This window comes from Photorhabdus australis DSM 17609 (assembly GCF_000711895.1).
GTDB lineage: Bacteria > Pseudomonadota > Gammaproteobacteria > Enterobacterales > Enterobacteriaceae > Photorhabdus > Photorhabdus australis.
Genome location: NZ_JONO01000015.1, coordinates 42,511 through 67,151, shown reverse-complemented (window position 1 = coordinate 67,151; position 24,641 = coordinate 42,511). Strand labels below are relative to the sequence as shown.

Annotated in this window: 25 protein-coding genes and 2 pseudogenes; 22 read left to right on the top strand and 5 right to left on the bottom strand. The window is 38.6% G+C overall.

Annotated features, from left to right (window positions below; all coding sequences use genetic code 11):
* Both BO26_RS06835 and lexA read left to right on the top strand, forming a co-directional pair.
* Nucleotides 1-372, top strand: a complete 372-nt coding sequence (locus BO26_RS06835) for a diacylglycerol kinase (protein WP_036770254.1) — start codon at nt 1-3, stop codon at nt 370-372.
* 119 nt (nt 373-491) lie between these two features.
* On the top strand, nt 492-1,097 hold the full coding sequence (lexA, locus tag BO26_RS06830; RefSeq protein ID WP_036770253.1) for a transcriptional repressor LexA: 606 nt from the start codon (nt 492-494) through the stop codon (nt 1,095-1,097).
* Nucleotides 1,098-1,254: 157 nt separating this feature from the next.
* On the opposite strand, the gene zur is transcribed toward lexA, so the two are convergent.
* Complete coding sequence (gene zur, locus BO26_RS06825; protein ID WP_036770251.1) at nt 1,255-1,767, bottom strand: zinc uptake transcriptional repressor Zur; 513 nt, start codon at nt 1,765-1,767, stop codon at nt 1,255-1,257.
* A gap of 216 nt (nt 1,768-1,983) precedes the next feature.
* On the opposite strand from zur, the gene BO26_RS06820 reads away from it, so the two are divergent.
* Nucleotides 1,984-3,129, top strand: coding sequence for a DUF1266 domain-containing protein (locus BO26_RS06820; protein ID WP_036770248.1), 1,146 nt, complete (start codon nt 1,984-1,986; stop codon nt 3,127-3,129).
* Between the two features lie 74 nt (nt 3,130-3,203).
* Here BO26_RS06820 and BO26_RS06815 read toward each other — a convergent pair whose 3' ends face one another.
* Complete coding sequence (locus tag BO26_RS06815) at nt 3,204-3,767, bottom strand: YceI family protein (protein ID WP_036770302.1); 564 nt, start codon at nt 3,765-3,767, stop codon at nt 3,204-3,206.
* Nucleotides 3,768-3,868: 101 nt separating this feature from the next.
* Nucleotides 3,869-5,059 (bottom strand): lactate oxidase, encoded by a 1,191-nt coding sequence (locus BO26_RS06810; RefSeq protein ID WP_051690897.1) that lies wholly within the window; start codon nt 5,057-5,059, stop codon nt 3,869-3,871.
* 511 nt (nt 5,060-5,570) lie between these two features.
* Here BO26_RS06810 and BO26_RS06805 point away from each other — a divergent pair.
* A complete protein-coding gene (locus BO26_RS06805) occupies nt 5,571-6,407 on the top strand; it encodes a gp53-like domain-containing protein (RefSeq protein WP_036770245.1) in 837 nt (278 codons plus the stop codon).
* A 2-nt stretch (nt 6,408-6,409) separates the two neighbouring features.
* Nucleotides 6,410-6,832 carry a tail fiber assembly protein gene (locus tag BO26_RS06800; protein ID WP_036770243.1) on the top strand — a complete coding sequence of 141 codons (423 nt, stop codon included), beginning with the start codon at nt 6,410-6,412 and terminating at the stop codon, nt 6,830-6,832.
* 99 nt (nt 6,833-6,931) lie between these two features.
* Here the strand turns inward: BO26_RS06800 and BO26_RS06795 are convergent, their stop codons facing one another.
* Nucleotides 6,932-7,261 carry a helix-turn-helix domain-containing protein gene (locus BO26_RS06795; protein ID WP_036770240.1) on the bottom strand — a complete coding sequence of 110 codons (330 nt, stop codon included), beginning with the start codon at nt 7,259-7,261 and terminating at the stop codon, nt 6,932-6,934.
* Nucleotides 7,262-7,714: 453 nt separating this feature from the next.
* Between BO26_RS06795 and BO26_RS06790 the strand changes: the two genes are divergently transcribed.
* From BO26_RS06790 to BO26_RS21970, 8 genes and pseudogenes are all read left to right on the top strand, one after another.
* Nucleotides 7,715-8,251, top strand: coding sequence for a helix-turn-helix domain-containing protein (locus tag BO26_RS06790; protein ID WP_036770238.1), 537 nt, complete (start codon nt 7,715-7,717; stop codon nt 8,249-8,251).
* Complete coding sequence (locus tag BO26_RS06785) at nt 8,226-8,558, top strand: hypothetical protein (RefSeq protein ID WP_036770234.1); 333 nt, start codon at nt 8,226-8,228, stop codon at nt 8,556-8,558. The genes BO26_RS06790 and BO26_RS06785 overlap by 26 nt, the downstream gene beginning before the upstream one ends.
* Nucleotides 8,548-9,189 (top strand): VUT family protein, encoded by a 642-nt coding sequence (locus BO26_RS06780; RefSeq protein ID WP_036770232.1) that lies wholly within the window; start codon nt 8,548-8,550, stop codon nt 9,187-9,189. Before BO26_RS06785 ends, BO26_RS06780 begins: the two co-directional genes overlap by 11 nt.
* A 20-nt stretch (nt 9,190-9,209) precedes the next feature.
* Entirely contained in the window at nt 9,210-9,788 is a 579-nt protein-coding gene (locus BO26_RS06775) for a VOC family protein (protein WP_036770229.1), read from the top strand.
* Between the two features lie 682 nt (nt 9,789-10,470).
* The gene (gene dusA / locus BO26_RS06770) at nt 10,471-11,496 is read left to right on the top strand and encodes a tRNA dihydrouridine(20/20a) synthase DusA (RefSeq protein WP_036770227.1); all 1,026 of its coding nucleotides are present in this window, start codon (nt 10,471-10,473) and stop codon (nt 11,494-11,496) included.
* Nucleotides 11,497-11,673: 177 nt separating this feature from the next.
* A pseudogene (locus BO26_RS06765) lies at nt 11,674-11,990 on the top strand (winged helix-turn-helix domain-containing protein); the annotation flags it as partial.
* Between the two features lie 311 nt (nt 11,991-12,301).
* Nucleotides 12,302-12,802: pseudogene (locus BO26_RS24605) on the top strand (hypothetical protein); the annotation flags it as partial.
* 265 nt (nt 12,803-13,067) lie between these two features.
* The gene (locus tag BO26_RS21970; protein WP_036811720.1) at nt 13,068-13,463 is read left to right on the top strand and encodes a DUF1240 domain-containing protein; all 396 of its coding nucleotides are present in this window, start codon (nt 13,068-13,070) and stop codon (nt 13,461-13,463) included.
* 171 nt (nt 13,464-13,634) lie between these two features.
* Here the strand turns inward: BO26_RS21970 and BO26_RS06755 are convergent, their stop codons facing one another.
* A complete protein-coding gene (locus BO26_RS06755) occupies nt 13,635-14,618 on the bottom strand; it encodes a quinone oxidoreductase (protein ID WP_036770223.1) in 984 nt (327 codons plus the stop codon).
* Nucleotides 14,619-14,790: 172 nt separating this feature from the next.
* Here BO26_RS06755 and dnaB point away from each other — a divergent pair, with 172 nt between their 5' ends.
* The 9 genes from dnaB (at nt 14,791) to BO26_RS06715 (ending at nt 24,597) form a co-directional block, all read left to right on the top strand.
* A complete protein-coding gene (dnaB, locus tag BO26_RS06750; RefSeq protein ID WP_036770221.1) occupies nt 14,791-16,200 on the top strand; it encodes a replicative DNA helicase in 1,410 nt (469 codons plus the stop codon).
* A gap of 39 nt (nt 16,201-16,239) precedes the next feature.
* Nucleotides 16,240-17,319, top strand: coding sequence for an alanine racemase (gene alr / locus BO26_RS06745; RefSeq protein WP_036770219.1), 1,080 nt, complete (start codon nt 16,240-16,242; stop codon nt 17,317-17,319).
* 52 nt (nt 17,320-17,371) lie between these two features.
* Nucleotides 17,372-18,568: an amino acid aminotransferase gene (locus BO26_RS06740; RefSeq protein ID WP_036770217.1), complete on the top strand. Its 1,197-nt coding sequence runs from the start codon at nt 17,372-17,374 to the stop codon at nt 18,566-18,568.
* 327 nt (nt 18,569-18,895) lie between these two features.
* Nucleotides 18,896-20,680, top strand: coding sequence for a colicin-like bacteriocin tRNase domain-containing protein (locus BO26_RS06735; protein WP_036770215.1), 1,785 nt, complete (start codon nt 18,896-18,898; stop codon nt 20,678-20,680).
* Between the two features lie 9 nt (nt 20,681-20,689).
* Entirely contained in the window at nt 20,690-20,944 is a 255-nt protein-coding gene (locus BO26_RS06730; RefSeq protein WP_036770213.1) for a colicin E3-like toxin immunity protein, read from the top strand.
* 172 nt (nt 20,945-21,116) lie between these two features.
* Nucleotides 21,117-21,392, top strand: a complete 276-nt coding sequence (locus BO26_RS21965; protein ID WP_081861866.1) for a colicin E5-related ribonuclease — start codon at nt 21,117-21,119, stop codon at nt 21,390-21,392.
* Between the two features lies 1 nt (nt 21,393).
* Complete coding sequence (locus BO26_RS06725; RefSeq protein ID WP_036770211.1) at nt 21,394-21,735, top strand: hypothetical protein; 342 nt, start codon at nt 21,394-21,396, stop codon at nt 21,733-21,735.
* Nucleotides 21,736-22,570: 835 nt separating this feature from the next.
* A complete protein-coding gene (locus tag BO26_RS06720; RefSeq protein ID WP_036770209.1) occupies nt 22,571-23,662 on the top strand; it encodes a PfkB family carbohydrate kinase in 1,092 nt (363 codons plus the stop codon).
* Nucleotides 23,659-24,597, top strand: coding sequence for a pseudouridine-5'-phosphate glycosidase (locus tag BO26_RS06715; protein WP_036770207.1), 939 nt, complete (start codon nt 23,659-23,661; stop codon nt 24,595-24,597). Before BO26_RS06720 ends, BO26_RS06715 begins: the two co-directional genes overlap by 4 nt.
* Nucleotides 24,598-24,641 lie beyond the last annotated feature (44 nt).

The following is a 24,641-nucleotide window of genomic DNA, read 5'->3' as shown; positions in this document are numbered from 1 at the left end:
ATGAAAAATCAATCTGTGGGACTGAGCCGTATCATTAAAGCAACAAGATATTCGGTGAAAGGTATTAAGGCTGCCTGGCAGAATGAAGCCGCTTTCCGGGAGGAAATAATCGTAGCGGTATTGGCTGTGATTGTTGCATTTTATCTCGACATCAGCGTAATTGAACGTATTTTACTGATTGGTTCAGTCATGTTGGTGGTGATTGTGGAGATTCTGAACAGTGCTATTGAGGCGATAGTTGATCGTATTAGCAGTGAGTTCCATGAGCTGTCCGGTCGGGCGAAGGATATGGGGTCGGCGGCAGTCTTTTTGACGATTATTCTGGCATTAATTGTCTGGAGTGCCATTCTTTGGCAGTTTTTTATGGGTTAGTTTCGTTTAATAATTGAGTAATGTATTACAATTAGCTGATTTTCCGTCCTGACAGGTTCCAAATTGCTATTTACCTGTATATACTCACAGCCTGACTGTATAAACAAACAGGGGGCGAAATGAAAGCACTTACTGCAAGGCAGCAACAAGTTTATGACTTAGTGCGTGACCACATTTCGCAAACGGGTATGCCGCCAACGCGGGCTGAAATTGCATCACATCTTGGTTTTCGTTCACCGAATGCGGCTGAAGAGCATTTAAAGGCGTTGGCTCGTAAAGGGGTGATAGAGATTGTTGCCGGGGCATCCAGGGGTATCCGTTTGCTGCTTGAAGAATCTGGTTTACCGTTGATTGGTCGTGTTGCTGCAGGTGAACCATTGCTGGCACAGGAGCACATTGAAAGTCATTATCAGGTTGATCCTGCACTATTTAAACCAAGTGCAGATTTTCTGTTAAGAGTCAGCGGAATGTCCATGAAAGATATTGGGATCATGGATGGTGATTTGTTAGCCGTGCATAAAACGCAGGATGTTCGTAATGGGCAGGTTATTGTTGCCCGTATTGAAGATGAAGTCACTGTAAAGCGCTTTAAACAGACTGGGAATAAAGTAGAACTGCTGGCAGAAAACCCAGAGTTTAAGCCAATAGTTGTTGATCTACGTGAGCAAAGTTTGACAATTGAAGGGTTGGCAGTTGGAGTAATTCGTAGCGGTGGCTGGCTCTGATAGTAATTTGAATCACTGTTTTTGGGCGGTTATTGGGAAATTACAGTATTCCGGCAGAATCATGTTTTGAATGCATCGTTATGATTGTCTCATAAACGTGATTCTGCAATTGTCTTTTCAGTCTGATAATTGATTTGTACAAAACACTCAGTACTGGCTATTTATTTCTTTTTACCTGAATGTTGTGGTCATGCTGACATTCATCCCGTTCAGTGCAAGACTCAATTTCTTCACAGGGTGAACATAATCCGTGTGCTTCAATTACCGTATGGCGCAAGCTGAATCCGGCAGTTTTTGCTAATTGTTGAATGGTAGATTCAATGGCGACACCATTCCGTTCTGAAACGGAACCACAGCGGTCACAAATAAACATCGCTGAAGTATGGCTTGGTTGTTCAATATGGTGGCACAGTACATAACTGTTGGTGGATTCTATTTTATGAATAAATCCTTGTTCCAGCAGAAATTCCAGTGCTCGGTAGATGGTTGGAGGTTTGGCTTGTGGCTCTGCTGCCCGCAATAAATCCAGCAAATCATAGGCACTGATTGCTCCAGGTTGCTCTGAAATCAGACGTAAAACTTCAAGCCGTTGTGGAGTCAAACGTACTCCCCTGGCTTTACAAATAGCTTCAGCCTGTTCCAGTAACTTTTTTTGATTAATTAGTTCCATTGCGCCCCTTACAACCAGCATGATGACAGTATTGTGATGTTATCATGTTTCTATGATAGAAAATATTATCCAGAAAAGTTGCTCGCGATTGTCCCCTGATAGAGTTAATTTGGTTAAATTGATACTTAGCGGCAAAAATAATGTTTCTTTGAAGTTTGTGATAACACAGATAAGAATTATCATGTATGACAGATAATTTCCGAAGAGGAATCATTTGTGGCGAAAGAACTTTTACAAAATCAGCCTCATTACAGACAATTCCCTGTTAAAGGTTACCAGATAATAAAAAATATTCTCTGTGAGAAAAGAAAGCCTCCTTTTCTCCGTCTTTTATATACAGTCATTAATATTCTATTTGTGATTGCAGTAGGTATGGGAATTATATTGTTTGTAGCAATTGTCTTGTCGATAATAGGTAATGTATCTGTTCCAGATAAAGATTATTTACTTTTAGCTAAAGTAGGAAGTGTTGCATTATTGGTAGTAATATTACTCTTTGTTATTATTTACCGTATTGTTAAACGTCCAGAATGGGAACAACAGCGTTATTATCAACAGGCTGGTTTATCTCTTTTACCAGAAGAAAAGCGTCAAGCATTACGGTTGAATATTGTTAGTGACTATTGGCTCGGTTTTTGGAGTGAAACATTGGAACATTATCCTTTACAGTCACGTGTTTCCCATGATGATTATTGTTATTATTTGTTACCATTATCAGCAGCCCAGGAACATCAATCCCAATTATATGGCGACTGGGGGATTCTTGATGAAGAAGGTTATATGAAAATGCTAACTGGTTTATGGGATGGCGCGCATTCGAAACATTTTGCTGTTGATGCTGCTCTTAGTGATGGAAAGATGTTTAAGGTTCTTGCCAAATTAGTTGAAGTAACGCCTGATTATATTCGTAAATGTTCTCGGTCTGTGAATGGGCGCCCACCTGCATTAGTGTGGGGATTCGACTTGTGGCTTGCAATCGTTTTAAGTCGTAACTGTTTTTGTGCCGGTTATATTAGCGAAGAAATGGCATGGAAAAACATGCTGAAAACTGCTGATTATATTTATGAAATCTTTGGTAACTTTGATGATTTTTATATAAATTCCCTGTTGGGAAATGCCTATTGGAGTAATGACTTTGATAGAACTAAAGGAAGGTTAGAACAATTTAATTATTATAAATTATATTGCGATTGGCCAATTGCTAAGCTTCCATGGCCTGAACCCAAAGGTGTTATTATGGAACGGCAAATGATGACTGGCTTCTCTGCATTAGTTGAGGAGGTCTTACGCAATAAGATAGATGAGAAGAGAACTTATGAAATAGATGTCTATGAATCATTGTCGCCTCGTGTACTCCATTAATATTTATATGAAATATTTCCCCTTGAAGAAAAGTTCAAGGGGAATAAATAACTAATACATAAGATAATCACTCATTATTTTTTTACAGCTTCAACTTGAATATATAAATCGACTTGTTTACTAATACCATCTTTAACCTGATAATTCATTCCCCATTGGGTGCGGTCTAGTTGAGTTTGAAAATCTCCACCACAAACTTTAGCCTTAAGAATTGGGCTTTGATAACAATTAAACTTTGTTGCATTCAGAGTAATGGGATGTGTTTGACCCATTAATGTGAGATTTCCGTCAATACTTTCGACTTTATCTCCCTCGAAATTCCACTTTGTTGAAACAAAACGCATGACTGGATATTTTTTTTCATCAAATAAATCAGCACTTTTTAAATGATTATCAAATGATTTTGAACCGCTGTTGATATTTTTTATTGGAATGGATATATCGACGACACCTCTTTTTTCTGCAGGTGAAAATTCTACTTTGCCTTCTAAATGATAAAAACCTCCGTGGTTTGTGGTAGTGGCAAAGTGATCTATCTGAAAACGGACATTGGTGTGATTAGGATCAATGACATATTCCGTAGCCTGAACTGCAAATGTAAAAAGGGTAGCAACAAGGGAGATAAAAAATTTTTTCATTGTAAGATCCATTGTTTCTAAAAGTAATATTATTTACCCCGTTTCCTGAAATCATATGTTTCACATGAAACGGGGCCAGTTTTTATCAGTTAATTAATGCACTAAATTAAACTGATAAACTTTCTCTCGATATCTTTAATAACTGCGCATCCCGCCAGCTTCATACAAAGTTTTAACTCATCCTTAAGCAGGTTTAAAACGGATGTAACACCTGGTGCTCCGCCTAATGCGAGTCCGTATAAAATTGGTCTGCCGATAGCGACAGCTTTAGCACCCAATGCGAGCGCTTTAAATACATGAACGCCGCGACGGATACCTCCATCTAAATAGACGGGAATTTTAGACCCAACAGCTTCAACAATGCCTGGTAATGAAGTGATTGCTGCCGGGACAGTGTCCAATTGCCGGCCACCGTGATTAGATACCTGAATAGCTGAGGCTCCGTAGTCAACACATTCTTTCGCGTTTTCGGCGGATTGAATACCTTTTACGATAACAGGAAGTCCTGATTCTCTGGCAAGGAATTCCAAATCTTTGAAATCAAGATCGCGTTTAAAAATAGAAGTGATCTCTTTTAATGTTGCACCAACAGGAGCGTTAGGGATATTAGGAAACGGCAGTGAATTTGGGAAGACAAATTTATTACGTTTATCGGCCTCCCTGTTACCATTCCATTCTAAATCAACCGTAAATACTATCGCGGTTGCACCCATGGCTTTAGCCCGGTGTATAAGTTCACGGTTAATGCCCATATCTTTGGTAAAATAAATTTGAAACCATTTGGGGCCTTTACTTATCTTTGCTATCTCATCAAGAGATGAATTAGAAAGTGTTTGTGCGGTAAAGAGTGTGCCAGCATTGGCAGCTCCTTTGGCTGTCCCTAATTCTGCGGTAGTATGAGCCAGTCCATGCGCCGCCATTGGGGGAATGAAAATAGGCATATCTACTTTGCTACCGAGTAATTCGGTTGTTGTGTCAGGATCTTTTATTCCTGCGAGATAGTGTGGAATAATTTGGTAATCATCAAAGGCTCTGGTGTTTTCACGTAAAGTCCATTCATCACCTGAACCACCGCTAATATAACCAAAATGGGGGGCAGGAATTAATTTGCGTGCATCTTCTTCTAAGTCATAAAGATTAATGATATCAAGGTTTTTTTCTGTGCTATTTGCTTTATAAGCTCCTTGCAGTTTTATATTAGCAGTTGCAGCATTGGCTGAAGATACTGTGGATAGAATACCAGCAGCAGCAAGACTTAACCCTCCAACCATGACGTCTCTTCTTGATGGCATACAATTCTCCCTTACTTAAAGTAGGCTTATAAGTATTGACAATAGAATTTGTCTACATATTAAGAATAGACGTATTCTGGGTATTTAAAGCTAATAAATGAGTTAATAATGTTTTCGTGAGCTTATAAAGCCTGTTGTCATAAAGGATTTTTTGCCATGATATCAGAATTTTAAAGTTAATATTAAGACATAATAGTTTATTTTGTTCTGTTTTGGTGTTGTCAAATTAGCTTATGTCAGAGTATTTATGACGAAATAGAAAGGTCTGAGGAAGAGATAGAAAAAGGATGGGAAATAATTTGGTTTCAATAATTCATTGTAATTTCTAGAAATTGTAAGGAAATAATTAATCACATTTTGTTATTAAAAATTTTCATCACTATTTATTAAAAAGAGGCTATGCTTGAAATGAAATCTAAAAGTTATATTCGATGGTAAGGGAAATATTTTAATATCTATTAACTCAAAATTTTATTTAATGAAAATATTGATTTTTTCTTAAGGAGAGTTTATGAGTAATAAAAATGATTTTAAAGCTTTTTCTGTTAACCAGGATGCTAATGTTGTTTCTCAGGGAGAATATGAAGAAAGTCAGTATCTTAATACTGGAATGCCACCAAATATCATTTCCATTGATTTATTAAATAAGGTGTTACGTCAATCGTCAATTGTATCATCTGTGGTGGCTGATTTTATATCTACACAATGTGGTGATGATGTTTTAGATGATGGTGATATAGTAAAATTCTCTACACAATTAAATACAGCCTTAGAACAAAAAATCAAGCAAGACATTCCAGATGCTTCATTGACACAAAAAGGTATTATTCAACTTACTGATGTTGTTGGTAATAGTGACACGTTGGCGATTACGCAAAAACTTGCCCAGGAAATAATAAACTCGTTGAATGAAAATATTAGTCACAGAGTACCGAATATTCGTAAAATAAATAGTAAAGAACTATCTGAAGATATACATTTGGATGCAGTGGATATAGGAACATACACCAAATCAGAAGTAGACGAGCAAATTAAGACTAAAGGCAATAAGAATACAGCGGGTAAAGCTATTAATGGTTGGTGGAGATGTGGAGACACCGATGTAATTTATCAATGGGGACGAACTGATGTTATTCACGGCGGTCATGTATCTCGTATTCAGCTACCAATTAGTTTTTCCAGTATGGATTACTCCGTAATTATTAATCCGATTCAAAGCAAAATAGGTATTATGGGGGCAGCTATTGGATACGTAAATTTGATTGATGATTCATCTTTCGAATTATTTAATTCATGGGTAAATGCCAAATGGAATAGCCCGTTTTTTTGGATAGCGATAGGATATTAATTATGTATTATTATAGTGCAAAAAAGAATGCATTCTATCCCATAGAATTGAAACAAAATTATATTGCTGCTGGTTCATTGCCAGATGATATTACTGAGGTCAGTAACGATATTTATCAGGAATATGCAGCTGGTAGTGCTCCAGAAGGTAAATATCGTATAGCGGGTAAAAATGGTTTACCTGAATGGGCGGATATTCCACCACCGACAAACGAAGAATTGCAACGGCATGCTAAACTCAAAAAACAGCAACTAATGACCGAGGCAACAAACCAAATCGCATTATTACAGGATGCTGTCGATTTAAACATTGCCACGGAGGAAGAAAAAACGGCTTTATTGGCCTGGAAAGAATATAGGGTAATGCTTAATCGGGTAGATATTTCACAGGAAATGGATATTGATTGGCCAGGGTTGCCAGAGTGATAGAATAGAAATTAAATCTCCCCCAAAGATTAACTGTATGGTTATTTGGGGGATAAAAAACTTAAATTTTAATTGTCAACTATCCGCTATAGATTAATTTCACTCTCGTGAATCAATAGCTCTTTCTTCACTATAATGTAGCTTATGAAAAACATTCTGATTCATTTCTATATTTCTCGCTGTACTTTCGTCTGAAAGTAATTTATTCGCACTATTGGTTTTCTTTTGGTAACGGGAAGGCCATATTTCGGAAGGGGGTAATCCTAGTTTTGTGGCAATTATGGCTTCCCCTTTTGGCCATTGGCGGTGTAATGCATTACTCAGTGTGGATGATGCTAACCCTGCTTTGCGAGATACGGCTGAAAGGGTTGTTCCTTGCTTTTTTAAAGCGGCAATAATATCAGCTGGATGCCAATCTTTTTTGTCCACAATAATTCTCCAAAATTATATAAGTGTTTGTACAGTGAGTTCACTTCCATAACCAGTAAGACTGGGTATTTGTGTATGACTAAGGTGATTCTTTTTTAGCTGTAATAAACCCTGAGTTCAAAAATATATAGCTATTTCAAATAAATATTATATGAGAAGGAACCTGTAAATATACTTAACCAAAGTTTATAAAAACTCAACAAGTTTAATGTAACTACTCACACATAAATTTTCAACAAGTATTTTGTATTTTAATAATAAATTTGTAGTTTTCAGGGAGAAATTAACGTATAAATTGCTAAGAAATAGATAACTTTTTCATAATGTTAGTTATAATCTGTAACTATTAAGGTATTACATAATACTGGTTGTAGATATAACCATAAACAGGGAAAGGATTTATTAAGAATAAATCTGTAAAAATATTAAAAATCAATAAGATAATGTTAATATATGAAAAATCTTGCAGATAGATTGAAATTTGTCCTATATAAGCTGGATATTTCTCAGGCGGAAGCCGCAAAGCGTTGTCGATTGGCCCAACAATCATTAAACTACATTATTAGAAATAATCTTGATGAATCAAAGCTCTCGAATAGGATTGCGGAAGGATTAAATTTAAATCCAGAGTGGTTGATTAGTGGTAAAGGAAATTTTCGGAACCCTGAAATATATAGGGTCCCTTTGATAGATAACTATTTTTCTCTCGGATTATACATGAGAGGGCAAGAATTAGGCGAAGATACTCAATATTTGCTCACAGCCCGGTTCCTGGGTAATCGACCTTTTGCGAAACAAATTGAGAAGAACAAGATAGCTGTTTGTTGTTCAAAGGAATTCGAGATTGAATCGGTATTTTTTCATGAGTATTTATATGTAGCAGAAGATTATTGCAAGGTTGTGGAAAGTAAGGATTTATACGATCAAAGAAATGTCTATACTATTTGTGAATGGAGGATTTATAATGTCGATTTTTCGCAGGGCAATTGATTATTTTTATTATTTGAAGGATTTATTGAAAGAAGAAAATTTGCACGTAAAGATTGATAGTTTAAAGTTATTTTCAGGAAACTTCTTTGTTTCTTACCATATCAATAAGCACGATATAAACTCGTCAATGGAATTAAGAAGTTTTGCAGATAGCTATTACAATAATTTGGCAACGAGTGACAAGTTATTGATAGTAAAATATATTACTTATTATGATATTTTCTTAAAATTGTTCAATGATGGAAATTGTACAGAGAAAGAGTTCTTGGATAATATTAAAATGGAAATAAAGAAAGATGGCTTATAATCGATTGGAAACCAGAAATAGATCTGAGTTTTATAATATTGTTTTTGCTTCATTATTTATCTGTTTGTCAATTACTTCACATTTGATCGCTTACAGGTTAGTGAGTTTTGGTGATTATGTAATAATCCCTTCTACAGTTACTTACATGTTATGTTTCTCCATAGTAGATATTTTCTCCAGCTTTAATACAAGAAAAACAGTCCTGCTCATTATAGCATTAGAGGCAATCACTAATTTAATTATGATTTTGATCACAAACATTGTAATTTCCATGCCCTATCCTGATGTTTTTAAGGAAAGTATAGATTATTATAATACTTTTAATCCAATTTCTAATTTATTTGTTGCTAATATATTTGGTTCATTCGTGGCATTTGTTTTAAATTCTATAATATTTTCTTATTTCTACAGAAATAAAAAATTATCTTTTATCACATCGTCAATACTCTCATTTGCAGTAGTTGTTGTGGTATATACAACGATAACTGATTATTTAGCTTTTAATGAAATGTATTCTGATATAATATATAGTCTTACTTTAACGAATATGGTTACTAATTCTGTTTTAATAATTTTTTATTCTCTTATTGCAAACCAAATTGTACGTTATATAAACAGAAGATTGATATAAAACTAGCGGAGAAAAAAGTAATGATAAACTTTAAAGGATTAGGTCATATTAATATCGTCGTAGATGATATTAATGAAGCAATTGATTTATATAAGAATTTATTTGGTGCCATACCAAAGCAATTATTTCCTCATTTTAAAAATAGCGGTTTTTCAAAAGCAGCTGGTTTCATTGATAACGCTGATCAGGTGGATGTATCAATAGCATTCCTGGAAATTCCCGGGACTGGGGTTTTTATTGAATTGATGGAATATCACAATCCAACTGGAATAAAAAGGGTTGAGTTAAAAGAGGCTAATGACATTGGTGGTGTCGGGCATATTTGTTTTAGAGTACAAGATATAGATAGTGTATTTGAGCACGTAAAAAATTTTCCTGGTGTCAGATTGATAAACCCATCACCATTATATAAAGCCTATAAGATAGATGAAATCACGAGCGATGAGTTTATGTTCTTTAATGAGGAAGATGAAAAAAATACTGTTCTAAAACAAGAAACCTGTAAGATTATAGGCAAGATAAGGTATTTTTATTTTATAGACAAATATAATATTCAATGGGAGTTTGAAGAAGGGCATGATGATATTGGATCTAATTAATTGACTCAAAAACATACTCAGTTTAGTACGAATATGTTTGATTAATTGAAAAATATACATGTAAATATTTAATTATATTTACATGTATAATTAATAATTTTTTATAGTTTTCATATCATTATATGATGATAAACATCTGAAGTGAGAGTTTGCTATTTTACATAATAGATATTCAATGTTATATATTTGGTTGGAACCTACCCGTGATAGCTTTATCATGTATCAGTATATACCCTTCATCTTTCAAGCTGCTGCTTTGTTGGCTGCGTTCACTTGCCGCCGCCCTGCAATTTGAAATCTATTGGGTATATTTCATAAAGGATAATAAAAATTTTATTTTACGAATTATTTATGAAATTCGTTTGGTATACCGGCTATAAATTAGGGTGAAAATATATTGCTTTGATAATCTAATAGTGATTTTCTCCAATATTATATTTGAAGAATAGCTATTTTTATTAGTTAAGTAACTTATTTTTCTTGTTATTCTTTGTCTTATGCTTAGCTAATTTTCTGAGGTATGATTCTCCAGGTAAATATATTTCTTATCTATTTTGTACTAACTGTGTAGTGATTTTTTCTAATATCATCAGTACCTATGTTATAATAAGTGATATTACCACGATTTCCGTGTTTGATTCCCTGTGATATTTGGGAGATTGAGAGAGTTAAATTAGTAAAAATGTATGAAAATAAAGAAATTGTAAATAACAAAGAAGCCAATATTTCCAATAAGTTATGGCCTGGTCGTTTCTCTGTTGCCCCAATGCTCGATTGGACGGACCGTCATTGCCGTTATTTCCATCGTTTATTGAGTCAGCAAACTCTGCTATATACCGAAATGGTAACAACGGGGGCGATTATTCACGGTAAAGGCAACTATCTGGCATATAGTGAAGAGGAACACCCGGTTGCATTGCAACTGGGGGGCAGTGATCCGCAGGCGTTGGCGCATTGTGCGAAGATTGCTCAGGAACGTGGCTATGATGAAATTAACCTGAATGTAGGTTGTCCCTCTGACCGGGTACAAAATGGCCGTTTTGGTGCTTGTTTGATGGGAGACGCTAAACTGGTCGCTGATTGTGTTAAAGCCATGCAGGATGTGGTAAATGTGCCGGTGACCGTTAAAACCCGTATCGGTATTGATGAACAGGACAGTTACCAATTCCTGTGTGATTTTATTGATATTGTTGTGCAACGCAGTGGGTGCAATATATTTACCATTCATGCCCGTAAAGCCTGGCTTTCTGGTTTAAGTCCAAAAGAAAACCGTGAGATCCCACCGTTGGATTATCCACGGGTTTATCAGCTGAAAAAAGATTTTCCTCAATTAACGATTGCTATTAATGGCGGTATTAAATCGCTGGAAGAAGCGAAGCTGCATCTACAACATGTAGATGGGGTTATGGTTGGGCGTGAGGTGTATCAGAATCCGGCTATTTTGGCACAAGTTGATCATGAATTATTTGATGCTTCAATGCCGGTAGTTGATACCGTTGCAGTGGTCAGAGCGCTTTATCCTTATATAGCGCAAGAACTTTCACAAGGAACATATTTAGGGCATATCACTCGCCATATTTTAGGTATTTTTCAGGGGATTCCGGGGGCGCGTCAGTGGCGTCGTCATCTTAGTGAGAATGCTCATAAACCGGGCGCAGATATTTCCGTTGTAGAACAGGCGTTGGCTATGGTAACAGAGCGGATGTAATATCCGCTCATTTTACTGTTAAAGGCACAGTCATATATGAGAATTGAGCACTAAAATATTTATGGGTATTGCGTGATTTTTTACTGTGCTTTAATTTGTTTTTTCGAGTTAGTTCTTCATTATCGGACAAAAATAGATATCTATATATTTGTGTGAAACTGCTCGAATAAATTAATTTGTGGTTATTTGATGCCCGTGGCTGATACTGCTGGGATGAAGATAGGGAATAAGAATATCACCCACGTGCACCGAGAATGTATCTGTATCATGCTTATCTGTCTTTTATGGAGGCACATGGCTTTGAACGTCCGCTCACACTGACCAGGTTTGGTGAATCACTTCCCAAAATTATGCTGGAGTATTGCAAGGAGTATCGGAAAGTGCGAACTAATAAAGGTTACTCTTATAATGTTGAATTATCGGGAGAAGCCGAAAAGTGGCTGCCGTCCGTGCCTGAGTTACGAAACAGGATGGTTATATGGGCGATTTTTTAAGGGGTAATGTAGGGATTAATCAGCTAAAACCCCAGCATGAATTTTTTGATGCCGTTGGGTTAGAAAAAGTATTGAGTGATAATACCCAATATCACTTTGTTCTCACATTAGCGCAAGCCAAAAGCATTATTGAGGATATTAGTCCCTCCCATCCACAAACCCCAAGTCATGGAGAAGCATTTGCAAGAGGTACGGAAGCAGAAAATCTAAGTTACGGAGACGAATTTGCAAGAGGCACGGAAGCAGAAAATCTAAGTTACGGAGACGAATTTGCAAGAGGCACGGAAGTAGATAACAAGAAAAAAAATCCTATGGCGTATGTATTTTCTGTCACAGATCCTATTTCCACCTATGCGGGAAATATTTATGATTCACATGGGTTTTCTGATGTTTGCCGGGAATTTAAGAGGTTAAGTATTACTGCAAAAACTTATGTGGGAGAAAATGGGAAAAAATATATTCATCTGTCAGGTCATGCTGGTCTTAGGCGTCTTGTCAGGGGAACCCGATACGGTGCTAGCCACCCTCAAATGTTAGCCATGGGGATAGGACAGCAGGGTCTTAATGCTAGTATTATCAAAGGTGTTAGATTCTGTATTGTCTTTTCGATTGGTTATAGATTGATAGAAAGTATTTTTAAGGATGAATATACTTTAGCCGATTTTATCGGTAACATAACAATGGATATGGCTAAAACTGCTATTATTGCTGCTTCCTCTTGGATTGTAGGATCACTTTTAACTGCCACTGCTTTGGTAGGTGGAAGTATTATTGTTGTTGCGGGAATAGTTTTAGTTGTTGGAATTCTAGCGGCTATCGGTTTATACCCGTCATCTTTCAAGCTGCTGCTTTGTTGGCTGCGTTCACTTACCCCAGTCACATAGCTATCTATGCTCCTGGGGATGCGTTCTCTTGTCGCCGCACTGCAACTTGAAATCTATTGGGTATAGATCTTGTTGATAAGCAATATGGAATAAGCGAAAAATTAATAGCACTTTTGAAAGAAGAAATGAAGAGAAAGCCAAGAACACCGGAAGCAGACTTACAATATTTTTTTTATACGATGGGAAGAATTAGGTGAATAGCAAATATTTAAAAGCCTTGGGTGGAGTAATATTGTTATTATTCCTTACATTTCTGATGTGCTTCATTATTAAATCTGCTGTTTCATTAGTATTAATGAAAGATGAAATAACATTCTCCAGCGCAGTTATTATAAGTATTCTATCTTTCCCTATAATATTTTACTCTTTATCAGGTTCTATTTTTTTCTTTATATTTGATAGATTACCTAAATACAATAAGATACTTGTTAAGTACCTGAGTAGATTGATGATTGCATCATTTGTCATTAGCTTACCTATCTCTTTTTATGTTGATTATAAGTTAAAAAATGATGGTTATTTGACATGTGATAAAATATCGTGGATGTCACCAACAACCTACGTAAAAAATTTATTACTTTGTAAATGAAAAGCTTTGTATACCCAATAGATTTCAAGGTGCATCGCGACGGTCAGGGAGCGAACCCCCGGGAACATAGCTATCTATGCTCCTGGGGTGAGTGCAGCCACAAAAGGCAACTTGAAAGATAACGAGTATATTAGACTTGCTGGCTTAGTTAATAATCCGCTCAACTTACCGTTAAGGGATCAGTAAACAAGACCCTTGTGTTGCTCGATTTTCCAGAATCTGATGTGCCTTGGTCGCTTCACTTAGCGGGAACTTCTGATTGTCGGGTACATCGACATTAATTTTGCCGCTGGCAATCAGATTAAATAATTCTTTACTTGCTTCATCCAATTCTTCTCGCGTTGAAATATAGCCGGCGATAGAAGGGCGGGTAACAAATAGTGAACCTTTTTGATTTAAAATTCCTAAATCGACACCAGTAACAGGCCCGGATGCGTTACCAAAACTGACCATTAATCCGTGACGTTTTAAGCAATCTAGTGAATCTAACCAGGTCGATTTGCCAACAGAATCATAAACTACACCGACTTTTTCGCCGTTGGTGATTTCATAAATTCGTTCGACAATATTTTCACGGTTATAGTTAATAACCTGCCATGCACCGGCATCTTTAGCGCGTTGTACTTTCTCTTCAGAACCGACTGTTCCAATCAGTTTTGCACCCAAAGCTTTTGCCCATTGGCAGGCAATTAGTCCAACGCCACCGGCGGCGGCATGAAACAAAAAGGGTTCTCCGGACTGGATTTTGTAGGTACGACGTAGAAGATAGTAGACTGTCAGCCCTTTTAGGAAAGAAGCAGCAGCTTGTTCGAAGGAGATGGCATCTGGCAGAACAGCGACTTTGTTTTCCGCGACATTATGCACTTCACTGTAAGCACCTAAATTTGATTGTGCATAAACTACACGGTCGCCGACTTTTATGGTTGTGACAGCAGAACCAACTTTGGTTACTACGCCTGCGGCTTCAATACCCAAGCCACTTGGTAATTGCGCCGGTGGATAGAGTCCACTACGAATATAGGTATCGATATAGTTGATTCCAATAGCTCTGTTTTCTACTTGAACTTCATTATCGGCAGGGGTTTTAGGGGTGAATTCGCAATATTTCAGGACATTAGGGCCGCCAGTTGTGGAAAATTCGATATATTTTGCCATGACTCAACCTCTTAAATGTTGGTAGAACACGTTTATACGTAACAGTTGAACTCATTGTAAACGGGCTTTAGTGTGTCAGAAATAATTACAAACTATATATAATTACTCAAGGCACTTCATAGCGTATACTCATGTGCTGTTGCAGATTTATCAGTAGATTATTGCGGGATTCATGGCGGGAAAAAAATCAACTCACAACAAAGCGGTCGAACCTAAAGATCGCCAAATGGAAGGACTGAAGCTTCCGCCACATTCCTTGGAAGCAGAGCAGTCTGTACTAGGCGGTTTAATGCTAGATAACGAACGCTGGGATAATGTATCCGAACGTGTTACTAGCAACGATTTTTTCAGCCGTCCACACCGGCGCATTTTTTCTGAAATGCAGCGATTGCTGGAGATGGGTAATCCAATCGATCTGATTACGTTATCTGAATCTCTTGAGCAAAGTGGTGACCTGGGTAATGTAGGTGGTTTTGCTTATCTGGCCGAGTTGTCAAAAAATACGCCAAGTGCGGCTAACATTAATGCTTATGCAGACATTGTCCGTGAACGTGCTGTTGTCCGCGATATGATCGCCGTTGCGAATGAAATTGCAGATGCAGGTTATGATCCGCAGGGTAGGAACAGCGAAGAATTATTGGATCTGGCAGAATCGAAGGTATTCCAGATTGCGGAAAATCGTGCCAGTAAAGATGAAGGGCCAAAAGGAATAGAACGTATCCTTGAGGAAACGGTGGAGCGTATTGAACAACTCTATCAGCGCCCTCATGATGGCGTAACCGGTGTTTCTACCGGTTATCAGGATCTGGATAAGAAAACCGCAGGGTTACAGAAATCGGATCTGATTATTGTGGCTGCGCGCCCTTCTATGGGTAAAACTACTTTCGCTATGAACCTGTGTGAAAATGCAGCCATGACGCAGGATAAGCCGGTTCTGATTTTCAGCCTTGAGATGCCTGGCAACCAGATTATGATGCGTATGTTGGCATCTCTTTCTCGAGTGGATCAGACTCGTATCCGCACTGGCCAGCTTGATGATGAGGATTGGGCGCGGATCTCCAGTACGATGGGAATATTGCTGGAAAAACGCAATATGTATATTGATGACTCATCGGGTCTGACGCCTACCGAAGTCCGTTCCCGCGCCCGGCGTGTCTTTCGTGAAAATGGTGGATTGAGTCTTATCATGATCGACTACCTGCAATTGATGCGTGTTCCGTCCTTATCTGATAACCGTACCCTAGAAATTGCAGAGATTTCCCGTTCATTAAAGGCGTTGGCTAAAGAGCTTCAAGTGCCGGTGGTTGCACTTTCTCAGCTCAACCGTAGCCTTGAACAGCGGGCAGATAAACGCCCGGTTAACTCTGATTTACGTGAATCCGGCTCTATTGAGCAGGATGCCGACCTAATTATGTTTATCTATCGTGACGAGGTTTACCATGAGAACAGCGACATGAAAGGTGTGGCTGAAATCATTCTTGGTAAGCAGCGTAACGGCCCAATCGGTACAGTTCGCCTGACGTTTAATGGCCAATGGTCGCGGTTTGATAACTATGCCGGACCAAGTTATGACGACGAATAAGTATTAACCACCAAAGAATCAATAAATTTAAGGAATAGAATGAAAGCGGCAACCGCAGTTATTGACCGCCGCGCTCTGCGACATAATTTGCAACGGGTAAGGGAGATCGCCCCTAAAAGCAATCTGATTGCAGTTGTGAAAGCAAACGCTTATGGCCACGGTTTACTGGAGACAGCACATACGCTGGACGACGCCGATTGTTTCGGTGTAGCGCGAATTGGTGAAGCATTGACGTTGCGTCATGGTGGTATCGTCAAACCGATTCTATTATTAGAAGGATGCTTTGATGCGGCTGATTTGCCGGTATTGGTTGCTAACCATATTGAAACTGTAGTTCACAGTATTGAACAGTTGGAAGCACTGGAGCAGGCTAAGTTATCTCATCCGGTAAAAGTATGGATGAAACTGGATAGCGGGATGCATCGCTTAGGTGTAAGGCCGGAAGATGCCGAAGAATTTTACCAACGGTTAAGTCGTTGTGAAAATGTACAGCAACCGGTCAACATTGTCAGCCATTTTGGCAGGGCTGACGAACCAACAGTAGATACAACTTGCCGGCAGATAGCCTGTTTTCAGGCTTTCTGTACTGACAAACCGGGAGAAAAATCTATTGATGCATCGGGAGGTATCCTGTTGTGGCCGGAAGTTCATCAGGATTGGGTGCGTCCTGGGCTGATGATGTATGGTGTCTCGCCATTGTCCGATAAAACGGCAGCGGATTTTAACTTGATTCCCGCGATGACCTTAAAATCGAGCTTAATTGCGGTTCGTAAGCATAAAGCTGGCGAGGCGGTTGGCTATGGTGGGACTTGGATCAGTGAACGCGATACCTGTCTTGGGGTTGTGGCTATCGGCTATGGTGATGGTTATCCGCGTAGTGCTCCTTCAGGAACACCAATATATATTAATGGCCGTGAAGTACCGATTGCTGGCCGTGTCTCGATGGATATGATCTCCGTTGATTTGGGGCCAGATGCGACAGATAAAGTCGGTGATGAAGCAGTTCTTTGGGGAGATGTGCTGCCAGTGGAACGGATTGCTGAATGCACGGGTATCATCACTTATGAGTTGGTGACCAAACTCACTTCCAGAGTGGTAATGGAGTACCTGGACGAATGATTTTGTAGGTTAATTGTTCATGAAATAATTCACTAATAAGGAGTAAAGCCTGATGTTCCAGAATGTTGATGCTTATGCCGGTGATCCTATTCTTTCGCTGGCTGAAGAATTTAAAAAAGATCCTCGTGCGGAAAAAATTAATCTGAGCATCGGGCTTTATTACGATGAGCAGGGTGTGACTCCGCAATTGCAGGCGGTGGCTACCGCAGAAGAACACCTTAGAGCGTTATCACAGACGGCCTCTCTTTATCTGCCAATGGAAGGCTTGGAAGCATATCGTCTCGCGGTTCAGGAACTGTTATTTGGTAAAGATCATCCAGTGTTGAAACAGCGGCAAGTGGCAACGATTCAAGCATTAGGCGGTTCTGGCGCTCTTAAAATTGGTGCTGATTTTTTGCATCGTTATTTCCCTGATTCAGAAGTATGGTGCAGTGATCCAACCTGGGAAAACCATGCTGCTATTTTTGCAGGTGCTGGTATTAAGGTGAACTATTACCCTTATTTTGATACACAGACTAAAGGGGTAAAGTTCAGTGAAATGCTGGAAACATTCGAGAAGTTACCAGCAAAAAGCATTATTTTGATGCACCCTTGTTGCCATAATCCAACAGGATCTGACTTGACCTATGATCAATGGGATCAGGTTGTTCAGATTGTTAAAGAGAGAGAATTACTGCCATTCCTTGATATTGCTTATCAGGGGCTTGCAGATGGTATGGAAAAAGATGCTTATGCCATTCGTGCTATGGCGACAGCCGGATTGCCTTGTTTGGTAAGTAATTCTTTTTCTAAGATATTCTCTATGTATGGTGAACGTGTTGGTGGCTTGTCTGTTATTTGCGATGATGAGCAGACTAAAGAGCGAGTGTTGGGGCAATTGAAATCGGGTGTTCGTCGTGTCTACTCTAGCCCACCGAATTTTGGTGCACTGGTTGTCGCTAAGGTGCTGACTGATTCTGCGTTGAAAGTGCAGTGGTTGGAAGAGGTTGAGCGTATGCGCTTGCGTATTTTGGAAATGCGCACAGTGCTGGTGGATGCCCTGAAAACCGCATTACCAGAGAAAAACTTTGATTATTTGCTGAAACAGCGTGGAATGTTCAGTTATACCGGTTTTAGCAAGCAACAGGTGGATCGTTTGCGCCAAGAGCTTGCTGTTTATCTGGTTGGTAATGGTCGAGTCTGTATGGCGGGTGTTAATCACCGTAATGTTGCACGTATTGCGGAAACATTTGCGGCAGTAAATAAGTAATAAACTCTAATGTAATTGAGCTGCTGTTGATGATGGTGATCGGCAGTTTTGTGAAATAGTAGTATACCCTCTTTAGAAGCGTACCGTGTATGGTGCGCTTAATTTTAACTTCAATCAATTGAATTATAATATTTTTTCTCTGTGTTTTTTCATCCTGCAATTATTAATTAAACTATTAACTAGTATCACTAATCTTAAATGGTGTTTATTATTATATAAATAATGATAATCATTCTTACTTGAGATAAACCTATTTTTGCTCTAATTTTCTGTCTGCATATACAGTGATTCTATGCATTTTTTATTTGATATAAACAGGAGGATACGATGCGTGAGGGAGATAGAAAGGGCTATGACCGTAATAATATGCAGACGACAGAGAGCGTAAGTAGTAAAGGAGAGGACAAGGATGTTCTAGACAATCATGACACAATGACTGTGACATCAGGCGGCAAGTCTGACCGAGGGTGGGGAGGTGGCAGTGGAAACTCAGGAGATCATGAACGGATTGATCGTACAGGAAAAAATAAGGGGGTGAATCTATCCTTGTTTCCAGAGGCACAGGCATCAGCGGCTATCGGTGCTCAGCCGATGAACATTACTGTCATTGATGGGTTGTGGGGATTTACGTTATTCCGACAACAGATAGCCAGCGCTGTGAGTTCAGTATTAACCCGATTGGGAAGTGTTACATTGGATGCTGCGCCCTATGCGGGACGTTTTGCTGGTGTGGCAGTGGGAGCTTTGTGGCCGGGTGACTTAAAAGTACCTGAAAGTGGAAAATTTAAAGCAGAGCGGCAGAGGATGATTGTTCAGGCAATACAAGCTAGCCAGGTTACGAAAACTTCTGTATCTCAGTTAGCTACAATGTCTAGTGTAGTCACTGATGTTCAGGTACAAGATGTTATTGAGGGAGATAAACAGACACTAGCCATTGTCAGAACACCAACTAAAACTGTAAATGTGCCTGTAGTTAAAGCGGAAAAAACTAAACGACAGAATGTTTTTACCGCAAAAGTGGTTCCGGGTATGCCTCCAGTGCATATCAGAATAAGTGATCCTCCAAAAAGAAATATATTTAGTAGAAAAGAGGTGACACCTGTAGCTGATGTGCCAGTCAAATCATATACACCTATGCCGGTTAAAAATACGCTAGATGCAATCGTCCATTTTCCGGTGGGTTCAAATGCAGAGCCAGTGTATGTTTCAGTAACGACAGTACTGAAACCGGAGGAAGTGAAAAAACAGGCAGCAGAGGCGAAGCGGCAACAGGAAAAGTGGGAAAAAGCACATCCTGTTGAAGCAGCGGAACGGCGGCTTTATGAAGCAGAACAAGTATTCAAATCGCTTGATAAAATTTATCAGGAAAAGTTGAAGATATTAAATCAAGTAAAGAGTACTCCAGAAGGAAAAGCGCTAGCAGATCCTGTAAAAAATCCACTTGTTTTTACAGAGGATCTTGAGCTAGATGGGAAGAAACTTAAAGTAGAGATAAAGACAGATAGCAAAAAAGGCTTGGACGTTCTTTTAAAAGAAGGAGTAAAAGCATACATGTTTGCTATGACTCGTTCAGATTTTGAGAAATTGCAGGGTATTAAAGATCCCAAAGAAGCTCAATTGCAATCAATGGCAGCGATTTTAAAAGTGGCATATTATGAGCGTTTTGGTCGTCGGTTGTTAGACGCTTGGAAGAAAATAAATCCAGTGCAAAGGGAATTTAACATTGCAATGGAAAACCGTAAAAAAGCGGAACAGGCAAAAAGTGAGGCAGAAAAGAACCGGGATAAGGCCAGAAAGGAAGATAAAGATAAAAAAAGTAAAATAACTAAAGAGTATGGACATCGTTATCATGATGCCCCAGAAACGCAAGATATTAAAGGATTTAGTGATTTAAAGGAAACTCGTCCCAAAACACCGCGGCAGGGAGGGGGAGGGCTAAGAAAGCGCTGGATCGGAGAAAAAGGCCGCAAGATTTATGAATGGGACTATCAAGAAGGTGAATTGGAAGGTTATAGAGCCAGTGATGGGCAGCACATCGGTTCTTTTGATCCCAATACGGGGAAACCATTAAAATCAGCTGATCCAAAACGAAACATAAAAAAATATTTGTGAGGTAGAAAAATGGGATTAAAGTTAAGACTCGAGTGGTTTGATAAAAAAACAGATTATCTTGTGGGGAAAGAAAATTCAAAGGATTTTGGTGATGATGGTTCTATTATTGAAAACCTGGATTTAGAGATTGATAAGACAATTAATCAAGGCGTTTTTGAGGTACGAGATGGATGGATTCAAGCTATTCAGCCTTATTTTATTCATCATATTGACTTAAAAAAATATGATTACTTTGTTGGATTTGCTTACCGAGATAAATGGTAATTATTTGTTCTGACTTAAACCTTACTAATGTAAATTGTTTAAAGAATTAGATAGATACCAAGAACTGAGTTCTATATTTTATAGAACTCAGTTCTTTTAGTTTGTTTTAATTTTGTGAAACCTTCTTTAAGGTAACCAGGTAAAAACGGAGAGCAATCCTAAAAACTTAGTTATTGATGATAAAATACGTGATCAGATATCTAGTCGTGGATGGACTGAAAAAGATATTAAAGATGTTGTTGCAAAAGGACCAACTGGAAAATCAACTGATAATCGTCGACCTAATAAAACGCCAGATAAATTAGGAAGGAATGATACAGCGACAGTATATGGTACTCCTCCGAATGGATATATAGTAGTAAATGATAGAACGGGAGAAGTTACTCAGATAGCTGATAAAACGGACTCTGGTTGGAATGCTGATAGTCGAATTAAGTGGAGTAAATAAAATGAGTATATCTATAGATAAGTTACGTGTTTATACTAATCCTAATGAGTTTTTTACCTTAGGTGGAAGCGTGATAATGAAGTTAACACCTCAAGCGGCGATCGGAGTCTGTGAAATTGCGACTAATAAGAATTTAGTAATTTCACGTATTGAAGGTTTTATTTGGCATCGTAACACCGGAAAATTTGAAGCTAGGTTAGATGCTATTTGGGACGGATTAATGAACCCAGAAAGTGATTTAGAGAAGGTGAAAAAAAATAATAAAGAAGCTATAGAAAACATCCGGGAAGATGAAAAAAGTGGACATGATGTATTTATTATTACTATAGCTAAAAAGCGATAAATTACTAGATTATAGCTACCTTGTTTGAATTGATCCCAAGATGTCAGATAGGAATCAGGGATTAATAAGGGCTGAGCTCTATATTGAGTAGGGCTTGGTCCTTTGAAGTTAGGTTTGATCTTGTTGTAATTTTGAATTAGATATTAACTTTGTTTGGCAAATTGTTCGTCCTGATATTTATAAGGAAAATAATATTTAAGGTCATTATATAAATCCATTGATTAACTACTATGAATGAAGAATTTACGTAGGTAGAAAATAATTCATTGTGTCAATATACAGATATAAATTGCTATGGGAGTCATGTTAATCAAGATTTGGTGAATTGATCAGTTTGCCAAAAATACTACCATATGAGTATGATCTAAATAGCGTTTCATAATTCTGCTACACATGGCCTTCTTCAACCCATTGTTATATATGGAATTATTAGTGGTATAAGGTGTAGCACTATTTTAGAATCTTATTTAGCTCTCGCTATTTATTGTGAAGCAGATCAATTTTTCATGAAACATGTTTCAGATGGTGAAAAGTAATCTTCACCATTTCAAGGTATATCCAAACATTTGTTAGCTTTCGACAAGGATTTACTTAATGCTTTGTTTTATTGAATTTATTTCTGGCACAAAATACCGGTTGATTATTAATATGCAGCAAAAAGGATTGTTCAGCAGGATTTAGCTTGATGGTTATCACATAAAATAGGACTGAAAACTCAGCAACCCATTCTTACGATCACTCTCCCAACTTCGTTATAAAGTGAAAAATCTTCTTTACTGTTTTGCGATTCACGCATAAAACAAACGTATGTTTAGAAACAAACAAGTGCCTAAAAATGACGAACCGGGAAAAACAAATATTGTATCTTCTGAGACAAGATCCGTTGATCCCACAGCAGGAAATTGCCAATATTTTAGGGATAAGCCGCTCTGGTGTCGCTGGTCACATTATGAATTTAATGAATAAGGGATATATAAAGGGGAAAGGTTATATTTTATCTGATCACAACTATGTGGTGGTGGTTGGCTCTATTAATATGGACGTCTGTGGTTATGCCTCTTCTAAATTAATTTATGAAGATTCTAACCCAGGAAAAGTGAAGTGTGCACCTGGTGGTGTAGGGAGAAATATTGCCCAAAATATCGCGTTGTTAGGTAAAGAGTGTCATCTTATTTCTGTTGTTGGTGATGATTTCTATGGTAGCACTTTGTTGGATTTAGCCAAACGCGCAGGTGTTAACATTGATCATTGCTATAAGCTTCATGGTGAGAATACCTCAACTTATATCTCTTTATTAGATGACAATGGTGAGATGTTAGTCGCCATTAACGACATGCATATTCTGGAAAAACTGACACCATCATTGTTGGTGGATAATTGTGAGCTTATTCAACATGCTGGAGTATTGGTGGTTGATTGCAATTTGTCCGAAGAAGCTTTGACCTGGCTGTTTACCAATGCCGGAACAATCCCTGTATTTGTCGATCCCGCATCTGCGTTTAAAGCACCTAAAATTAAAAATTGGCTTTCCTATATCCATACTTTAAAACCTAATCGTCTGGAAGCAGAGGTGCTTAGTGGCATGAAAATAACCCATCTTTCTGATGTTCCTGGTGTAGCACAGTGGTTTCACGATCAGGGAGTGCAGCGATTGGTGCTTAGCATGGGCATGGAAGGTGCCTATTTCAGCGAAAGTAATGGCGTGGCCGGCTGGTCACGTCCCATCAATAGCAAGATTGTCAATGTAACAGGTGCCGGCGACGCTATGATGGCCGGGCTAGTGAGTTGCTGGTTCGAGGATATGACGCTGGCCGAAAGTGCTCGCTTTGCTCAAGGATGTTCTGCGTTAACGCTATCTTGCGAATTTACTAATAATCCAAATTTGTCGAATGGCAGTGTTCAAAAACTTTTGGAATTACGATCATGAAAAATCACGCTATTGGAAATGAGTATCTGGATATTTCCCCAGAAGTTACAGAGGCTTTAGCAAATAATCAACCGGTCGTAGCGTTTGAATCCACGATTATTGCTCAAGGGATGCCCTATCCGCAGAATGTGGAGGTTGCCTTACAGGTTGAACAGAAAGTCAGAGAAAATGGAGCTATTCCCGCAACGATAGCTGTCATCAATGGGCGGATGAAAGCAGGATTGTCGCATGAAGAAATAGAGCTTTTGGGTAGTGAAGGCTACAAGGTGACTAAAGTCAGTCGCCGTGATTTACCTTTTGTTATTGCTACCGGAAAAAATGGTGCGACTACGGTTGCTTCTACCATGATTATCGCTGAAATGGCGGGCATTAAAATTTTCGCTACTGGCGGGATTGGTGGTGTACACCGTGGAGCAGAACATACTTTTGATATTTCCGCCGACTTGCAGGAATTGGCTAAAACCAATGTCGCGGTAGTTTGTGCCGGGGCTAAATCTATTCTGGATCTTGGTTTGACAACAGAATATCTTGAGACTCATGGTGTACCACTAATTGGGTATCAGACTCACTCTTTGCCGGCGTTTTTCTGCCGTACCAGTCCATTTTCGGTCAGTGCTCGCCTGGATTCCCCAGAACAGATAGCCCTGGTAATGGCGATAAAATGGCGTACAGGATTACAGGGAGGATTAGTGATTGCTAATCCGATTCCTGAGCAGTATGCCATGCCAGAAGAGGAGATTAATTCTGCTATCGAGCAGGCAGTGCGTGAGTCTATTGAGCAGGGAGTCAATGGAAAAGAGTGCACGCCGTTTTTGTTGGCCAGAGTGGCTGAGTTGACTGGAGACAATAGCCGGTCTTCTAATATTCAGTTGGTACTCAACAACGCTGAATTGGCGGCGAAAATTGCTTGTCATTATTGGGAAAACTATGTGTGAAGTTGCTGCCAGGAAATAGAGGGGCCCAACTAAGCCCCTACCTG